Annotated in this window: 11 protein-coding genes; 2 read left to right on the top strand and 9 right to left on the bottom strand. The window is 56.1% G+C overall.

From position 1 onward, the window contains the following. Positions 1 to 57 precede the first annotated feature (57 nt). The 9 genes from Tal182_RS25245 to Tal182_RS25205 form a co-directional block, all read right to left on the bottom strand. Positions 58 to 2,319 (bottom strand): methyl-accepting chemotaxis protein, encoded by a 2,262-nt coding sequence (locus tag Tal182_RS25245; RefSeq protein ID WP_016737440.1) that lies wholly within the window; start codon positions 2,317 to 2,319, stop codon positions 58 to 60. A 292-nt stretch (positions 2,320 to 2,611) separates the two neighbouring features. Continuing rightward, positions 2,612 to 3,577 (bottom strand): AraC family transcriptional regulator, encoded by a 966-nt coding sequence (locus tag Tal182_RS25240; protein ID WP_008534397.1) that lies wholly within the window; start codon positions 3,575 to 3,577, stop codon positions 2,612 to 2,614. A gap of 295 nt (positions 3,578 to 3,872) precedes the next feature. After that, positions 3,873 to 5,138 (bottom strand): NAD(P)/FAD-dependent oxidoreductase, encoded by a 1,266-nt coding sequence (locus Tal182_RS25235; protein ID WP_016737439.1) that lies wholly within the window; start codon positions 5,136 to 5,138, stop codon positions 3,873 to 3,875. A 63-nt stretch (positions 5,139 to 5,201) separates the two neighbouring features. Beyond that, a complete protein-coding gene (locus Tal182_RS25230; RefSeq protein WP_004671505.1) occupies positions 5,202 to 5,513 on the bottom strand; it encodes an antibiotic biosynthesis monooxygenase in 312 nt (103 codons plus the stop codon). A 12-nt stretch (positions 5,514 to 5,525) separates the two neighbouring features. Further along, positions 5,526 to 6,629 (bottom strand): NAD(P)-dependent alcohol dehydrogenase, encoded by a 1,104-nt coding sequence (locus Tal182_RS25225; RefSeq protein ID WP_004671507.1) that lies wholly within the window; start codon positions 6,627 to 6,629, stop codon positions 5,526 to 5,528. Between the two features lie 58 nt (positions 6,630 to 6,687). After that, a complete protein-coding gene (locus Tal182_RS25220; RefSeq protein ID WP_029532395.1) occupies positions 6,688 to 7,686 on the bottom strand; it encodes an ABC transporter permease in 999 nt (332 codons plus the stop codon). Between the two features lie 5 nt (positions 7,687 to 7,691). Continuing rightward, entirely contained in the window at positions 7,692 to 8,633 is a 942-nt protein-coding gene (locus Tal182_RS25215) for an ABC transporter permease (protein WP_004671512.1), read from the bottom strand. A 12-nt stretch (positions 8,634 to 8,645) separates the two neighbouring features. Further along, positions 8,646 to 10,175, bottom strand: coding sequence for a sugar ABC transporter ATP-binding protein (locus Tal182_RS25210; RefSeq protein ID WP_016737438.1), 1,530 nt, complete (start codon positions 10,173 to 10,175; stop codon positions 8,646 to 8,648). 55 nt (positions 10,176 to 10,230) lie between these two features. Continuing rightward, positions 10,231 to 11,319: a substrate-binding domain-containing protein gene (locus tag Tal182_RS25205; RefSeq protein WP_016737437.1), complete on the bottom strand. Its 1,089-nt coding sequence runs from the start codon at positions 11,317 to 11,319 to the stop codon at positions 10,231 to 10,233. Positions 11,320 to 11,575: 256 nt separating this feature from the next. On the opposite strand from Tal182_RS25205, the gene Tal182_RS25200 reads away from it, so the two are divergent. After that, on the top strand, positions 11,576 to 12,205 hold the full coding sequence (locus Tal182_RS25200; protein ID WP_008534389.1) for a 2,3-bisphosphoglycerate-dependent phosphoglycerate mutase: 630 nt from the start codon (positions 11,576 to 11,578) through the stop codon (positions 12,203 to 12,205). A 362-nt stretch (positions 12,206 to 12,567) separates the two neighbouring features. Continuing rightward, entirely contained in the window at positions 12,568 to 13,674 is a 1,107-nt protein-coding gene (locus Tal182_RS25195; RefSeq protein WP_016737436.1) for an NAD(P)-dependent alcohol dehydrogenase, read from the top strand.

Here is a 13,674-nt window from a genome sequence, read left to right as displayed (position 1 = left end):
ATTCAGAATCATCAAAGACGTGTATTTGCATGTGGTCGGCGACGCCGCCCATATCATTTAGAACGCTTGCCAATCATCATTCGAAGGCGCGAGCACCAGGTTACCACGGCGCATCGGATAGTCTCCGCGGTCAACCATTGTCTGACCGGGCGGGAAGCTCTTGCCAAGTTCGCCCGTGACCTTTTGTGGCTTCCCGCTCTCGTCTTTGAAATGGAAATGTTTCAACAGTGCGGCTAGGCTTTGGCTCTCTTGAGCGAGGTGCGATCCTGCAGTATTCATCTCCGCGACCATGCTCGCATTTTCTTGAGTGGCATGGTCCATATGGTTAACCGCGCCGTTAATCTCGCGCAGGCCCGACGATTGTTCCTGGGAGGCCGTTGCGATTGCGTCCATATGAAGATTTACATCCTGCACAAGCTCTTCAATCGTTCTCAGGCCCGATCCGGTTTCACTCACGAGCCTTACGCCTTCGTCGACGGCAAGAGCTGAATTGCCGATGAGATCCTTGATTTCTTTTGCCGCTGTCGCTGAGCGCTGTGCAAGCTCCCTGACCTCCTGGGCAACAACCGCAAAGCCTTTTCCCGCGTCGCCAGCACGCGCTGCTTCGACGCCGGCGTTGAGCGCCAGGAGGTTCGTTTGGAAGGCGATCGCGTCGATGACGCTGATGATCTGGGAAATCTGCTTGGAGGAGTTTTCAATGCGATTCATGGCGCCGATAGCATCGCGTACAACCCGACCGGACATTTCCGCATGATTTCGCATCTGTTGGACGGCTCCGCGCGCCTCAGCCGTCCTCTTCGTGGTCGATGCAACGTTGACGGTTATCTCCTCCAACGCCGCTGCAGTTTCCTCGAGCGAAGCCGCCTGCTGCTCCGTGCGTCTTGAAAGATTTTCAGATGCGGCCGAGACGCCCGAGCTGCCATTCGTGACCGTTTCGACTGAATGGCCGACGGTAACAAGCACGTCCCGGAGCTGACGAATGGAAGCGTTGAAATCCCTGCGCAAACTTTCAAACTGTGGCGCTAACGGCTCCTCAATCTCATAAATCAAGTCTCCATCCGCCATCCGCTTCAACCCGGTTGCCAATGCCGTCGTCGCTCGGATGAGGCGCTCTTCTGCTTCTTTTTCCGCTCTTACCTGAATATCCAGCTTCTCTTGGTCAGAACGAATGCGCTCAGCTTCCGCGGATGTCTCCAGGTTACTTTTCTGTATGGCCGCGCCGCGGAAAAACTCAAGGCAACGCGCCATGTCCCCGATCTCGTCGCGTCGGATTGTCAAGGGCACCGGCGCCGACGTATCGCCTTCTGCGAGTGCCTTCATTCGGCTTGTCAGAGTCCGAATGGAGCTTGAAATTCTCCGAACGACCGAAATGCACAAAATGAGTACCGTAGACATGATCAGAAGCGTGGCGCCGGAGTAGCCGATAAAGGCATTGCGAAGATCGGCGTAACGCTGAAATGCCATCTCGTCCAACTCGTCGCCGGTGCGCATAATGAGTGCGGTCAACAAAGCAGCCCGCTGTTGGGTGATTTCATTCCATCGATCCAACGTCTCGGGGGGGAAGGAAACGCCCGGCTGGTTTGCATACATCTGATCGCGAACGCCCGCGATGAACTTGCCTGCGGCGCTGGCCTCGAAGTCGTCATAAGATTTGACGAGATCGGCGGGGAGAAATTCCTGCATCGCAGGCACATAAAGCTGCTTTAGATTTTTTGACTGTAAGAGGGACGAAAATAGATCGACGGACATGGCTGAATTTTTGACGTAGGCTCGGCCGGGCCTGATCTCCAGCAAACTAGCTTCCGTGATCTGCATGAGCGCATGAAAACCGGTAATTTGGCGTGCTAAATCCAAATCATTGACAGTCGCCCCAGTGCGACGGACGAGCTCCAAGCCCGCAAGGGCAGCTGGGCGCAAAGCAACAGCTCCCTCCGCCTCGCTAGCCGTTCCGTCATCGACGCGCCGGCGGAAGCTATCGATATTGTCCCGCCTTTCACGAATGATCTGTACCGCCCGTTCTATGGCCGGATCGTCGAATGCCTTTTTCCAAGAGTCGTAAGCGGAAAAGACCGCTGTAAAAGCCCTGTCCGATGCAGCTTGCTTTGCCCGACGCACGTCGGCGCCTGCAAACGCTTCCGCCGCTATAGCTTGGGCGAGGAATCCGCCTTCCCGCCCAAGTCGCTGCGTTGTTTGTGCGCTGCGGAAGGTAGAGTATTCTCGGTAATATCCCAGTGATGTTGATACTCCGATGATTACGAACGCCGTCAACGGGATAATTGCCAAAATCATTAAAAGTAGAGATAGCGGCAGTCTCGACATATGTTCCTCATAGACGACTATAAATTACACCGGCTTCCATTAGCGACGCGGTCCAGAACATTGCGACATTGACCGCTATGTGTGAGATGACCTCGGCATAATTACTATAAGATTAACCCCTGTAGTGGTCTTGAACTGCGTTGCGCAGATCGGAACATCGTCGCGTTCAGGGGATCATCTGCAAGACAGATCTTGGGCCGAGGCAGTCGGATTTTCTGGAGAGTGCTGTTGCTACAAGCCTTGAGGACAGTCGAGCGTGCCGGCTGATCGTAGCTCGGTCGGCGCAATCTGCTTATGATATACGCAATGTTTCCGAGGGAAGTACCCCATAGCGCTTGCGATAGTCCGCAGAAAATCTGCCTCTATGCACGAAGCCCCATTTCAGAGCGACCTGCGTGACCGAGAGGCCAGGTTCGCCTGTCATCAGTTCCTGATGCACTAATTCCAACCGTAGGTGCTGCAGGAATGCCAGAGGGGTCGTATTCCGAAAGTTGCGAAAACCGCTTTGAAGAGTGCGTCGGCTTACGCCACAAGCCGTTGCGATTTCCTCAAGAGATAGCGGCCGAGTAATATTGGCACGCATATAGTCGACCGCCCGCTTAACGGCCTTGGGTAAGGGTGATTCAGCAACGCGGCATAACTCAGATGAGTAGCGATGCTGCGCAGCTTCGATCAAAAGCTCCATCGTCGTTTCAGTGAGGTGATGAAGTGCTATCGGTGATTGAAGGAGGGTTCCGTCTCGTAATCCAGCATACAGCACTGGTACCAGTTGAACCAAAAGGGAGCCGAACCCGACCGATAGGTCGATTTCTGGCGAAAAATCGAGGCTGCCTCTTATTGGCGTATTGAGCCGACATCCCAAACGGCGCGTCAGCTCATCATGGGCGATCCTAAGCCCCAAATGTTTCCTTGGCCCAATGAATTGGGTCGTACTCGCCGACATACTGTTCACGAAAACGCCCCGCGTTCCCTCTGACGGGATTTGTCTGCCGTCAACGGTAACGACCGATCGCCCATGTAGTGGAAGCATGATGATGTTTGCCTCCGCCGGTCCCCGGTGCTGGACCGTTAGGTCGCCCTCGTAGTGCGCGGCAATAACCGCAATCGGACCATTGGTAATCGCATGTACATCGTAGGCGATCGTCTTATCGCCATGTACATGCGCTTCAGATTGCGGGGAAAGCCTCGAAAGCGCTGCCGCGAGTTCCTCGCTGCAGGTACCTTTGAGCGAGAAATGGTCAATCTTAGAGGGGGACACTCTCAACTCTCCACATCATCACTTCTTCCCGAAACGGTATTCAAGCATGAGGCCCGCCTATCGCTAACGACAGGCGGACAGGGCAATTGACTTGTCGCGGCCAGTCCTCGCCGTGAATTCGACGCAGTCGAAGTCGCCTAAGTTGATAGTGCGAAGATCAATCATTGTTATATATGGAACTCCGACAGAATTGTTACCTGCTGCCAACCATCGCTTCGCAACCGATTCCCAAATGTCTGGCCTTTGATGGTCTCCATTCACGGCCCAGCAGACTCGGGCGTGCTCGCGCTAGCGACTAAACCTCATCCTTTAAGGTTTCTTTTTGCGTGATCAAACGTGCGGAGTGATGGCCGGAAACAAAGATCCATAGCCAGCTTAGTCCCACTGCCAATCTGCTCCTCGTACCTATCAGGAAGTAGATATGGGCAAGCCCCCAAATCCACCATGCAATTCCGCCCTTGAGCCGGATTTTCCCGAAGTCGATAACAGCCGAATTCGGCCCGATGGTAGCCAGGTTTCCCAGATGCCTATATCTGAACGCACTTGGAGTGGGTGTACCCAGACGTCGTGCTTCAATTACCGAAGCGACATATTTGCCTTGCTGTTTGGCGGCGGGAGCCACTCCGGGGACGGGTGTTCCATCAGCGGCCTTCACGGAGGCAGTATCTCCAATAATAAAAATCTCGGGCTTACCGCCAACAGTCAGATCTGGCTGCACGACCGCCCTACCCGCCCTGTCCTTTTCAGCACCGACCCAGGCGGCGGCGTTCGACGCTTGCACCCCCGCAGCCCAGATGACGGTCCGGCTTGAAACGAACTCATCTCCGATCGCGATGCCGTTCTCGTTGCATGCCGTCACGGGAATGCCTGTTCTCACTTCGACGCCCATCTTGATTAGCGACTGCTCGGCATATCTCGAAAGTGCTTCCGGGAACACGGGTAGGACACGTGGACCTGCCTCGATGAGAAGGATGCGCGCCGATCTGGTGTCGATGCTACGGAACTCCTCAACAAGGGTTCGTTGGGCCAGTTGCGCTATAATCCCAGCCATCTCCACGCCTGTCGGGCCTGCTCCGATTATGCTGAACGTGAGCATTGCCTTCCGCCGTTCGGGATCAGTCTCCAATTCGGCCTTCTCAAACGCGAGAAGAAGCCGCCGCCGGATGGTCGTCGCGTCTTCGAGTGCCTTTAGCCCGGGCGCAAACGGCTCCCACTCGTCCCGGCCAAAATAGGCGTGCCTTGCACCTGTCGCGAGAACGAGCGTGTCATAGGGAATAGCATTCCCATCCTTGAGCGATACTACGCGTGCCTCGGTATCAACGCCAACAACCTCGCCCAGCAGCGTCGATACATCCTTTCGTCCTCTGAACAATGCTCTGATGGGCCAGGCTATCTCCGAGGTTGCCAATACAGTCGTGGCAACTTGGTAGAGGAGCGGTTGAAAGAGGTGATGGTTGCGCCTGTCGACGATCGTTATGGAAGTGTCGGGACACTTGAGGTCCTTCGCTAACTGGAGTCCGGCAAAGCCACCGCCGACTACGACAACTCGATGCGTATCCATTTCGTCTCCCTCAAACCTGCGCGCTCGGGGCGCGCGCCTCGTAGAAATGGCCATTGCGCCCGATCAGTCGCTGATACGGGTATTTACATTAATCGACGGTGGACTCACCAACAGTGGAAGAAGAGGCTCCAGCACCCGCTTGACATTAGGATGTTCGCCATGGCCAACGACAGCCGCCTCATTCTGCCAGCCGTCTAAGATGATGAAAGTGTTCGGATCGTCCGACCGCTGGTAGAGGTCGTAGTAGAGACAACCAGACTCTTCGCGGGCGGGTCCAATGAATTCCTGAAGGAGTTCTTTTACGCGATTTCGATTTTGGGACGTGGTTTTGAATTCCACGACAAGGTGCTGTTCCTCTGACTTCTTCGATGTCATTTGCGCTGGCTCCTAATTGAAAACGACGACCGGCTTGATCACTCGCCCGGCTTCGGCGTCCGCGATCGCTTCGTTGATCTTCTCGAAGGGATACTTGGTGATCAATTTTTGGAAGGGGAAAAGCCCAGCCTGATTAAGATCCATCATCTGCGGAATGAACAGCTGTGGAATCTGATCACCAAGGATCGCACCCTGGATCTTGCGATTGAACACCATTAGATCGAGGGGGATGGGAATGTCGTTCCCGAGCGCGTCGAGGCCGAGCAAGACAACGTGCCCGCCGGCACGGGTGCACTTGATCGAGTTCAGAATAACCGGAATGATGCCAACTGCGTCGATCGCGAAGTCGGCACCGCCGCCCGTCAGCGCATGGATCTGGTTGACTACGTCGGGATCTTTGCCGTTGATCGCATGTGTGGCACCAAGCCCCATGGCCATGTCTAGCCTCTGCTGATTCAGATCTATGATGATAATCTTGCTGCACCGACGAACTTTGGCGGCCATCACGGCGGCCATGCCGACAGCACCTGCGCCGAAAACGGCTATCGTCGACCCTATTTCCGGCTTCATCGCGTTTATCACTGTTCCTGCACCCGTTGCCATGCCGCACCCGAGTGGCGCAGCGTCGGTAAGGTCGAGGTCTGTTTTCGGCAAAAGCGCTGCATTGTTTTCAGTCGCAAGGATATGCGTCGCAAAGGACGACTGGCCCACGAAATTGCTGCCAATGCCAACTTCATCGCAGAGCAATGCCTTCTTACCATTCGGACGAAGCCCCGTAAGATTGTACTGGGTATAGTTTTGGCAGTTCATTGGGTGAGAACGGCGGCAGTCGGCGCAGAATCCGCATGAGCTCTGGCTCAGTGCGACGTGATCACCCACTTTGAGGCTCTGAACTTCTGGTCCGACCGCCTCGACGACGCCGACGCCTTCGTGCCCCGGGATCACCGGTGCCGGCGGGCCAAAAATACCGTCGCGAAGCAGCAAGTCCGTGTGGCAGATCCCGCTCGCAACCGTGCGAACCAGGATCTCGTTGCCTTCGGGGTCAGCCAGTTCGAGTTCACGGAATTCCAGCGGGCTCTTTGGTTTCACGGCGACAGCCGCAGTGATTTTCACCATTATATTCTCCTGCGTTCTCCCGCAATTGCTACGGGAATGGCTTGATCGGCCCGACGGACTAGACGCGACCCGCGCGCGCACCGTAGATGATTGCGGCAAATGCAATGATCACGCCCTGGACGATAAGCTTGCCCGGCTCCTGGATGCCGAAGACGGTCAGCATCGCGAACAGGAAGCTGAAGGCAACGACGGCAACGAACGGCCCGGCGACGCCGCCCCGGTCGACGCCGAACGTCACACCGCCGAGGATCGTGGCGGCGAGCGCATTCATGAAGGTGTCGAAGCCTGGCTTGATGGTGCCGACCGCCAACGCGGATACCTGGACCAGGGCCGCGATGCCTGTCAGGGCGCCCGCGAGCGTGTGCGAGACAAAAATCGTACGTGCCAACGGAATTCCTGTAGTTTCCGCCGCCCTCGGATTGTCGCCGACGGCCCTGAAGTAACGCCCGACGATGAGAAAGCGAAATGCGATAGAAATCAGGGCGGCGATGACGATCCACAGGACCACGGAATAGGAAAGGCCGTGGATATTGCCGCTCGTAAGTATTCGAAGCCAGCTTGGCGTTGAACCGGGCGCGCGGCCGGCGCTCATGTATTGGACGATCCCAATCAGAATGGCCGAAACACTTAGTGTGGAGATAACGGCAGAAGCGCGCACGTATGCTACGAGTATTCCGTTTACACCCCCCACAGCTAGCCCAATCACAACAGGCATGAGGACGGTCATTAGCGGTGGATAGTTGTTGAGCTGGCCCGAGCTGGCCAGATAAATCGCGAACGCGAAAATACCGCTGACAGAGAGATCGATGGATCGCACCCGCATGACAAGCGACTGGGCGAGCACCGCGATCCCGAGCGGCGCTGACTGCTTGAGGATTACAAACCAGTAGTTGGGATTTATGAGCGTGGCGCTCACTGCTGGAGCAACCGCAACCAGGATTGCGAGCACATAGTATGCGGGCGGTAGCCCGAGTATCCACGAAATGGCGCTCTTACCCCTCAATAAGCGAGATGGTGCTTCAGTTTTCGAGTCTGATGTGGTCATCGAGAAGTCCATCTCTTTCAAAGTCCGATTGTTTTGCGTCGCTGCGAAACGACGAGTACGAGAAGCAACACACCCTTGACGACCGACTGAAGAAATGCAGAGACGTTGGCCAGATTCATCACATTATTCACTGTCCCGAGGATCGCCGCGCCAACGACGGTTCCCACAATGCTTCCGATGCCCCCGGCGAGGTGGACCCCACCCAATGCTGCAGCCGTTACAGACTCAATCCCGAATGAAGCGCCGCCCTTAGGATCACCCGATGCAAGGCGACCTGCAAGAAACATCCCCGCAGCGCATGCGAATAGAGCGGAAAGAACATACGCTTTGATGATGGTGCGCTCGACGGGAACACCGTTCATCCGTGCGTTGAAGTCATTGCCGCCGGAAGCGAAGAGGTAGAGGCCGAAGGGACGACGATAGAGAATCCAGGATGCGAAGAGCGATGCCGTGATCAACCAAAACAATGAGTTAGGTACGGGGCCGATGGATCCGGCTACCGAGCCGGAAAGCCACTCCGGAACGCGCCCACCTGGGATTGGCAAAATGATCAACGCGATACCTTGGCCGATGCCCATTGTTGTCAGCGTCATGATGATTGGATGTACATTGAGGCGCGCGACACCGTAACCGTTCGCTACTCCGAACCCCATCGCCACCGCGATGCAGATAAGCACGCGGGTTATCTCAGGAAGATCAAGCGTCATGATCGTCGTCGTTAGACTGATGACGGACCCAACCGACACGTCGAGGCCGCCAGTGAGAATGACGAACGTCTGACCGAGAGCCGAGATGACGAGCACCGTCGATTGCGCCAGGAGATTAGACAAATTCTCCGGATCCATGAAGTCCGGCAATAATATTACCGAGGCGACAACCATCACCAGGAGCGTTCCAATGGAAAGCCCGATCGCTCCCGCGCGATAAGGGAGCTTCAGGCGACTGGCAAATGAATTCATAAGTTATCCTCCTCAATGCACCGCAGCACGGGGATCCGGTGACGCACTCGCCCCCAGCGCAGTCTCGAGGATTCTTTCCTCGGTCGCCCCCTCTGCGGACATCTGCCCGACGATCTTCCTGTCATGAACGACCAAAATGCTGTCGCAGAGCCCTATAAGCTCAGCGTGCTCGCGCGACGAAACCACGACAGCACCGCCACGATCACTGAAGTCCCGCAGCAATCTGTAAATCTCTGCCTTTGCACCGACGTCGACGCCGCGCGTGGGCTCCTCAATAACGAGGATGTCCACTCCGGAGAGCAACCAGCGGCCCAGCAGCACCTTCTGCTGATTCCCGCCCGAGAGTTTACCTACGGGCGCATTGGGATCGGCGGCCGCAACTCGTAACGACTTGATCACCTCGCGGACCTTCGACACCGATCGCCACGCAACGCTTGCCATATTCCGATTGAGCTGTTTTCCCAGCGCGATGTTGTCGTAGATAGGCAGGCGCAGGAACAGCCCTTCCTGCTTCCTGTCCTCAGGGATAAAACCGATTCCTGATGCGACCGCGCGAGCGAACCCTGACCCTACATTCACCACATGCATGCTGTTGTCGGGGCCGGCACGCCACACGGCGATGGCCTTTGGCGATTCAACGCCCACAATGGCACGCATTATCTCTCGCTGGCCCTGTCCTTCGAGCCCTGCCAGCCCGATGATTTCACCTTTTCTGACAACGAAAGTGACTGTCGAGCTGCTGTCGTCGAGGCGCAAGTCCGAAACCTCCAGCATTGCCGCTCCGGTGGCCTGCGAGCGCGGCGGAAAGAAGTTCTGAAGTTCGCGACCAACCATTGTCGCTACCAGCGTTTGCAAGTTGAAGTCCTCCGCTCTTGCAGTCCTTACCCAAGCGCCATCTTTCATGACGGTGATGGTGTCGCATAGTTCGAAGACTTCATTCATGCGATGAGAGATGTAGACGACAGCCTTATGTTGAGCCTTAAGGTCGCGGATAACCTTGAAAAGATGCGCGACATCGGTCGAGTTCAACGCCGCCGTTGGCTCGTCGAAGATGAATACGTCCGCGTTCGACGTAAGTCCCTTCGCGATCTCTACTGCCTGCTGCTGCGCGACAGTCAGTGTCTCGACGATCGCGGTTGCGTCGAGCTGTGGAAATACGTCAGCCAGCAAAGCGCGAGCGCGTTTCACTACCTCGACGCTATCGATCGAACCGTCAATGCGACGAGGTTCGTGGCCCAGGAACATGTTCTCAGCAACGGTGAGATTGGGGATCAGGGTAAACTCCTGAAACACCGTCGACACTCCCGCCAACCGTGCCTCCTTAGGGGAACGGAAATTGACTTCCTCCCCGCGGAGCCGAACACTTCCTGCGCCCGGCTGATATACCCCCGCCAGAATACGCATCAGGGTGGACTTCCCCGCGCCGTTTTCCCCCATCAGAGCGTGCACGGAGCCACGTTCCAGGGAAAAGCGAACGTCCGAAAGGACTTTCGTGAAACCAAACGATTTGTTGATGCCGACCATCTCGACAAGCGTGCTCATGGGAATTTCCATCTTCGACAGGGATACGGGCACGAGTGATCGTGCCCGTAGTTCATCAAGCCTTGAAATAATCAAGGAGCTTTTCGTTCGGCATTTCGGTCGGCGCCCAGTACGCATCAGTGAGATCTGCGCGATAGAACTGGGAGAGCGTCTCGTCGGTGATCGGCTTGGGGCGGTTCGTCCAGTTACGCTGAATCGGCTTCCCATCCAGCAAGGCGAAGGCGGCCCGTAGCGCGGCAGTAGACAGAGCGGGTGGGCAAATCGGACCGATCGAGGAAAGTTTTTCGTCATTCCAACGACGCATCCAGCCGTTAAGTGCTTCGCCCGTGATTGGGGGGATCGTTGAGGCGCCAGCCTCCTGCAAGGCATCCAAAACGCCAAGAGACATGTTGGCTCCATCGGTCCAGATGCCCGCGACATCGGGGTCGGAGAGATACAAGCTTTCGGCGATCTTCTTTGAGTCCTCATAAGACCAGCTTCCGTGCTGGGTCGACGTGATCTGAAGTCCAGACTTGCTGAAGACTTCCATGGCGCCTGCATAACGATCTGCATCGATGGGATGCCCGGCGACGCCACGCAGAACCCATACCTTGCCCTTGTTGCCAAGCTTGTCGACGAGGAACTGAGCCATCACGCGCCCGAAATAGAAGTCGTCGCCCTGGACCTGAACCGTAAACTCCTCGGTGTCGACGCGTCCGAGATAGACTACGGTTGGAATGCCAGCAGCCTTTGCCTTCTTGATGCCCTCGACGGCGGAACCGGTGGTTAGCGGTGCGATGATGATCGCATCGACCTTCTGGGCGATCAGATCCTCGATATCGGCAACTTGTTTGGAGGCATTGAGATCAGCGCTCCGGAACTGGTAATCAGCGATCCGATCCTTGTTCTTTTTTACTTCATATTCGGCTTCAAACGCCGTCTGGTAGGTATGCGTTGAACCAGCGAGGCCGTAGTGGCTGTGTCCGATCTTCCACGGGCCTGACTTCTTGAACTTACCCGCGTCGACAATTGGGTTGGCGCCTTCGGAGGGCCAAGTGTCAGGTAGGAGACTGATCGCGTCGTCGGCGCGAAGAATCCCCGGCATTCCGAACGTGCCGGCTACAGCAATTGCGCCGCTCGCTTGTAGAAATGTACGTCTCTTCATGAAAATTCCTCCTCCGGCCGCTCTGGGCGGCATTGTCTGTTAAGGCGAGAGCCTTGCCTTCCCAAGCCGTGCCGGACTCTCCTCAATACGGCGGAGTGCATTGGTATGAACTATCAGACAATCTGTCAATAAATATAAACTTCGACGTTTGTTTTTTTCGACATCGTTTTGTTTTCACTTGCACATAGTCGCACTTGACGGATTGTCCGATAGTGCGACAATATTCGTGTTCGCTAAATCGATGGGAGGGTTATGAATGTCCACTCTGGTGATTGTCCGGCATGGCCAAAGCGAAGGGAACGCGCGCGGGGAGTTCACGGGTACGAGCGACGTTCCGCTCACACAGGAGGGCTGGTCTGAGAGCAGGCGAGCCGGCTCACTGCTCGCGAACCTCGGCATCTCGTTCGATATTGCGTTTAGCTCTGCCCTCTTGCGCACAGTCGACACTTGCAGAGCGATTTTGAACGAAACCAACGGCGATCTGCTGGAGCCAATCAGGAGAACCGAGTTGAACGAACGCGACTACGGACAGCTCACCGGCATCAACAAGAACGTGGCACGTGAGCGGTGGGGCCAGGATGTTGTCCAGGTTTGGCGCCGCTCGTACAGCACTCCACCACCTGGGGGAGAAAGCATACGGGACATAAGCGCGAGGGTTCTGCCCTTTTTGATAAGCGAAGTGTTCCCCCCCTTGTTGAGAGGGAAATCGGTTCTTGTGGTGGCCCACGGGAATACGATCAGGTCACTAAAGCAGGGCATCGAACGCCTCACGATCCAGGATACGCTCGCTATTGAGTCACCGACCGCCGCGCCAACTGTATACCGGATCGCGTCGGACCTCTCGATCATCGAGAAGACTAACGTCCTGGTTGGTACTGTCTGTTAAGCCTGGCTGGCAGTAGCATCGTTTGTAGTCGGTTGAACTTGGCAATACCGGTGTCTCGAAGCTGTCGATAGCCTTCAGAACCGGCTCGACGTCGGCAAGCGACGCCATCCGGCTCGCCTCACACGTTGCTACTAAATTTTCGTCTGCCGATCTTTCAGCCCAAAGCGGGACAAGACGCATGCTCCCTTTCGAACATGCATCGGAACCCTTTGATCACTTCAAATCAGCGTTCACTCGTGACTTTGCAAAAATGCAGCCCTGCTCCGGTTGAACTGATCTAATTTATAGAGTAATTATTGACTGATTGTCTGACGATGAGTACGTTCGCGCGAATTGCGTTGTGAGCCTTGGAGGACAGTTACATGAAGCAGGCATATGCGGCGGTCTCGCGCGAAAAGGCGAAGCCCTTGATCTTGGAGTGCATAGGGATTGAGGAACCTCGTGCAGACGAGATTTTGGTCCGCATCGTCGCATCGGGGGTATGTCATACCGACCTGGTGGTCAGGGACCAGGGATATGACGTACCTCAACCTGTTGTGTTGGGACACGAAGGCTCTGGCGTCGTCGAGGCCGTCGGGAGCGCAGTTAAAGATCTTGTGCCCGGTGATCACGTTGCTTTGAGCTACGCCTATTGCGGCAAGTGCGAAAAGTGCCTTTCCGGTACACCTTTCTACTGCGAGGACTTCTTCGGTCGCAATTTCCGCGGCACTCGTCCGGATGGCACCTGCCCGATCCATGATTCTCACGGGAAACAGATTAGTGGCTGCTTCTTCGAGCAGTCGTCATTTGCAACCTACGCCATCGCCAGCGAACGAAACGCCGTGAAGGTTGCAAAGGATGTTCCACTCGAGTTGATCGGACCGCTCGGGTGCGGGCTTCAGACCGGTGCTGGCGCGGTACTGAATTGCCTCAAGCCGAAGCCCGGCTCGTCAATAGCAGTGTTCGGTGCTGGTGCGGTTGGCATGGCGGCTACGATGGCCGCGAAAATCGCCGGATGCGCGACCATCATCGTGATCGACTTGAACGATGAACGGCTGGAACTTTCGCGCGAACTCGGGGCGACGCACACGATAAATGCCCGCAGATTGGACAGCGTTGCCGCGATCAGGAAGATCGTCCCCGCAGGCGTTGATTTCAGCTTGGAATGCACGAGTTCGCCGCGAGTTTTCCGTCAGGCAGTCGACTGCCTTGGTACGCCGGGAACATGCGGTCTCGTTGGCTCGTCCGCTCTCGGCACTGAAGGCACGATCGATATCGGGAACTTCCTTTTCGGCCGCACATTGATCGGCGTTGTCGAAGGACAAAGCGTTCCGTCCGAGTTCGTCCCGCAGTTGATCGAGTATTGGCAGCAGGGACTTTTCCCGTTCGACAAACTGGTTCAGTTCTATGACCTCGACCAGATCAACGAGGCGATGGCTGATTCCGAGAGCGGCAAAGTCATTAAGCCGATCCTTCGCATGAAGCATTAG

This window comes from Rhizobium sp. TAL182 (assembly GCF_002117725.1).
Taxonomy (GTDB): Bacteria; Pseudomonadota; Alphaproteobacteria; order Rhizobiales; family Rhizobiaceae; genus Rhizobium; species Rhizobium esperanzae.
Note: the sequence above shows the minus strand (reverse complement) of the source record. Positions and strands in the feature narration are given on the sequence as shown.

What these genes read in the sequence shown, in the direction of transcription:
- Tal182_RS25195 (WP_016737436.1), top strand. Translation starts at nt 12,568, where the DNA reads ATGAAGCAGGCATATGCGGCGGTCTCGCGCGAAAAGGCGAAGCCCTTG.
- Tal182_RS25220 (WP_029532395.1), bottom strand. Translation starts at nt 7,686, where the DNA reads ATGGACTTCTCGATGACCACATCAGACTCGAAAACTGAAGCACCATCT.
- Tal182_RS25230 (WP_004671505.1), bottom strand. Translation starts at nt 5,513, where the DNA reads ATGACATCGAAGAAGTCAGAGGAACAGCACCTTGTCGTGGAATTCAAA.
- Tal182_RS25235 (WP_016737439.1), bottom strand. Translation starts at nt 5,138, where the DNA reads ATGGATACGCATCGAGTTGTCGTAGTCGGCGGTGGCTTTGCCGGACTC.
- Tal182_RS25245 (WP_016737440.1), bottom strand. Translation starts at nt 2,319, where the DNA reads ATGTCGAGACTGCCGCTATCTCTACTTTTAATGATTTTGGCAATTATC.
- Tal182_RS25225 (WP_004671507.1), bottom strand. Translation starts at nt 6,629, where the DNA reads ATGGTGAAAATCACTGCGGCTGTCGCCGTGAAACCAAAGAGCCCGCTG.
- Tal182_RS25205 (WP_016737437.1), bottom strand. Translation starts at nt 11,319, where the DNA reads ATGAAGAGACGTACATTTCTACAAGCGAGCGGCGCAATTGCTGTAGCC.
- Tal182_RS25200 (WP_008534389.1), top strand. Translation starts at nt 11,576, where the DNA reads ATGTCCACTCTGGTGATTGTCCGGCATGGCCAAAGCGAAGGGAACGCG.
- Tal182_RS25210 (WP_016737438.1), bottom strand. Translation starts at nt 10,175, where the DNA reads ATGAGCACGCTTGTCGAGATGGTCGGCATCAACAAATCGTTTGGTTTC.
- Tal182_RS25215 (WP_004671512.1), bottom strand. Translation starts at nt 8,633, where the DNA reads ATGAATTCATTTGCCAGTCGCCTGAAGCTCCCTTATCGCGCGGGAGCG.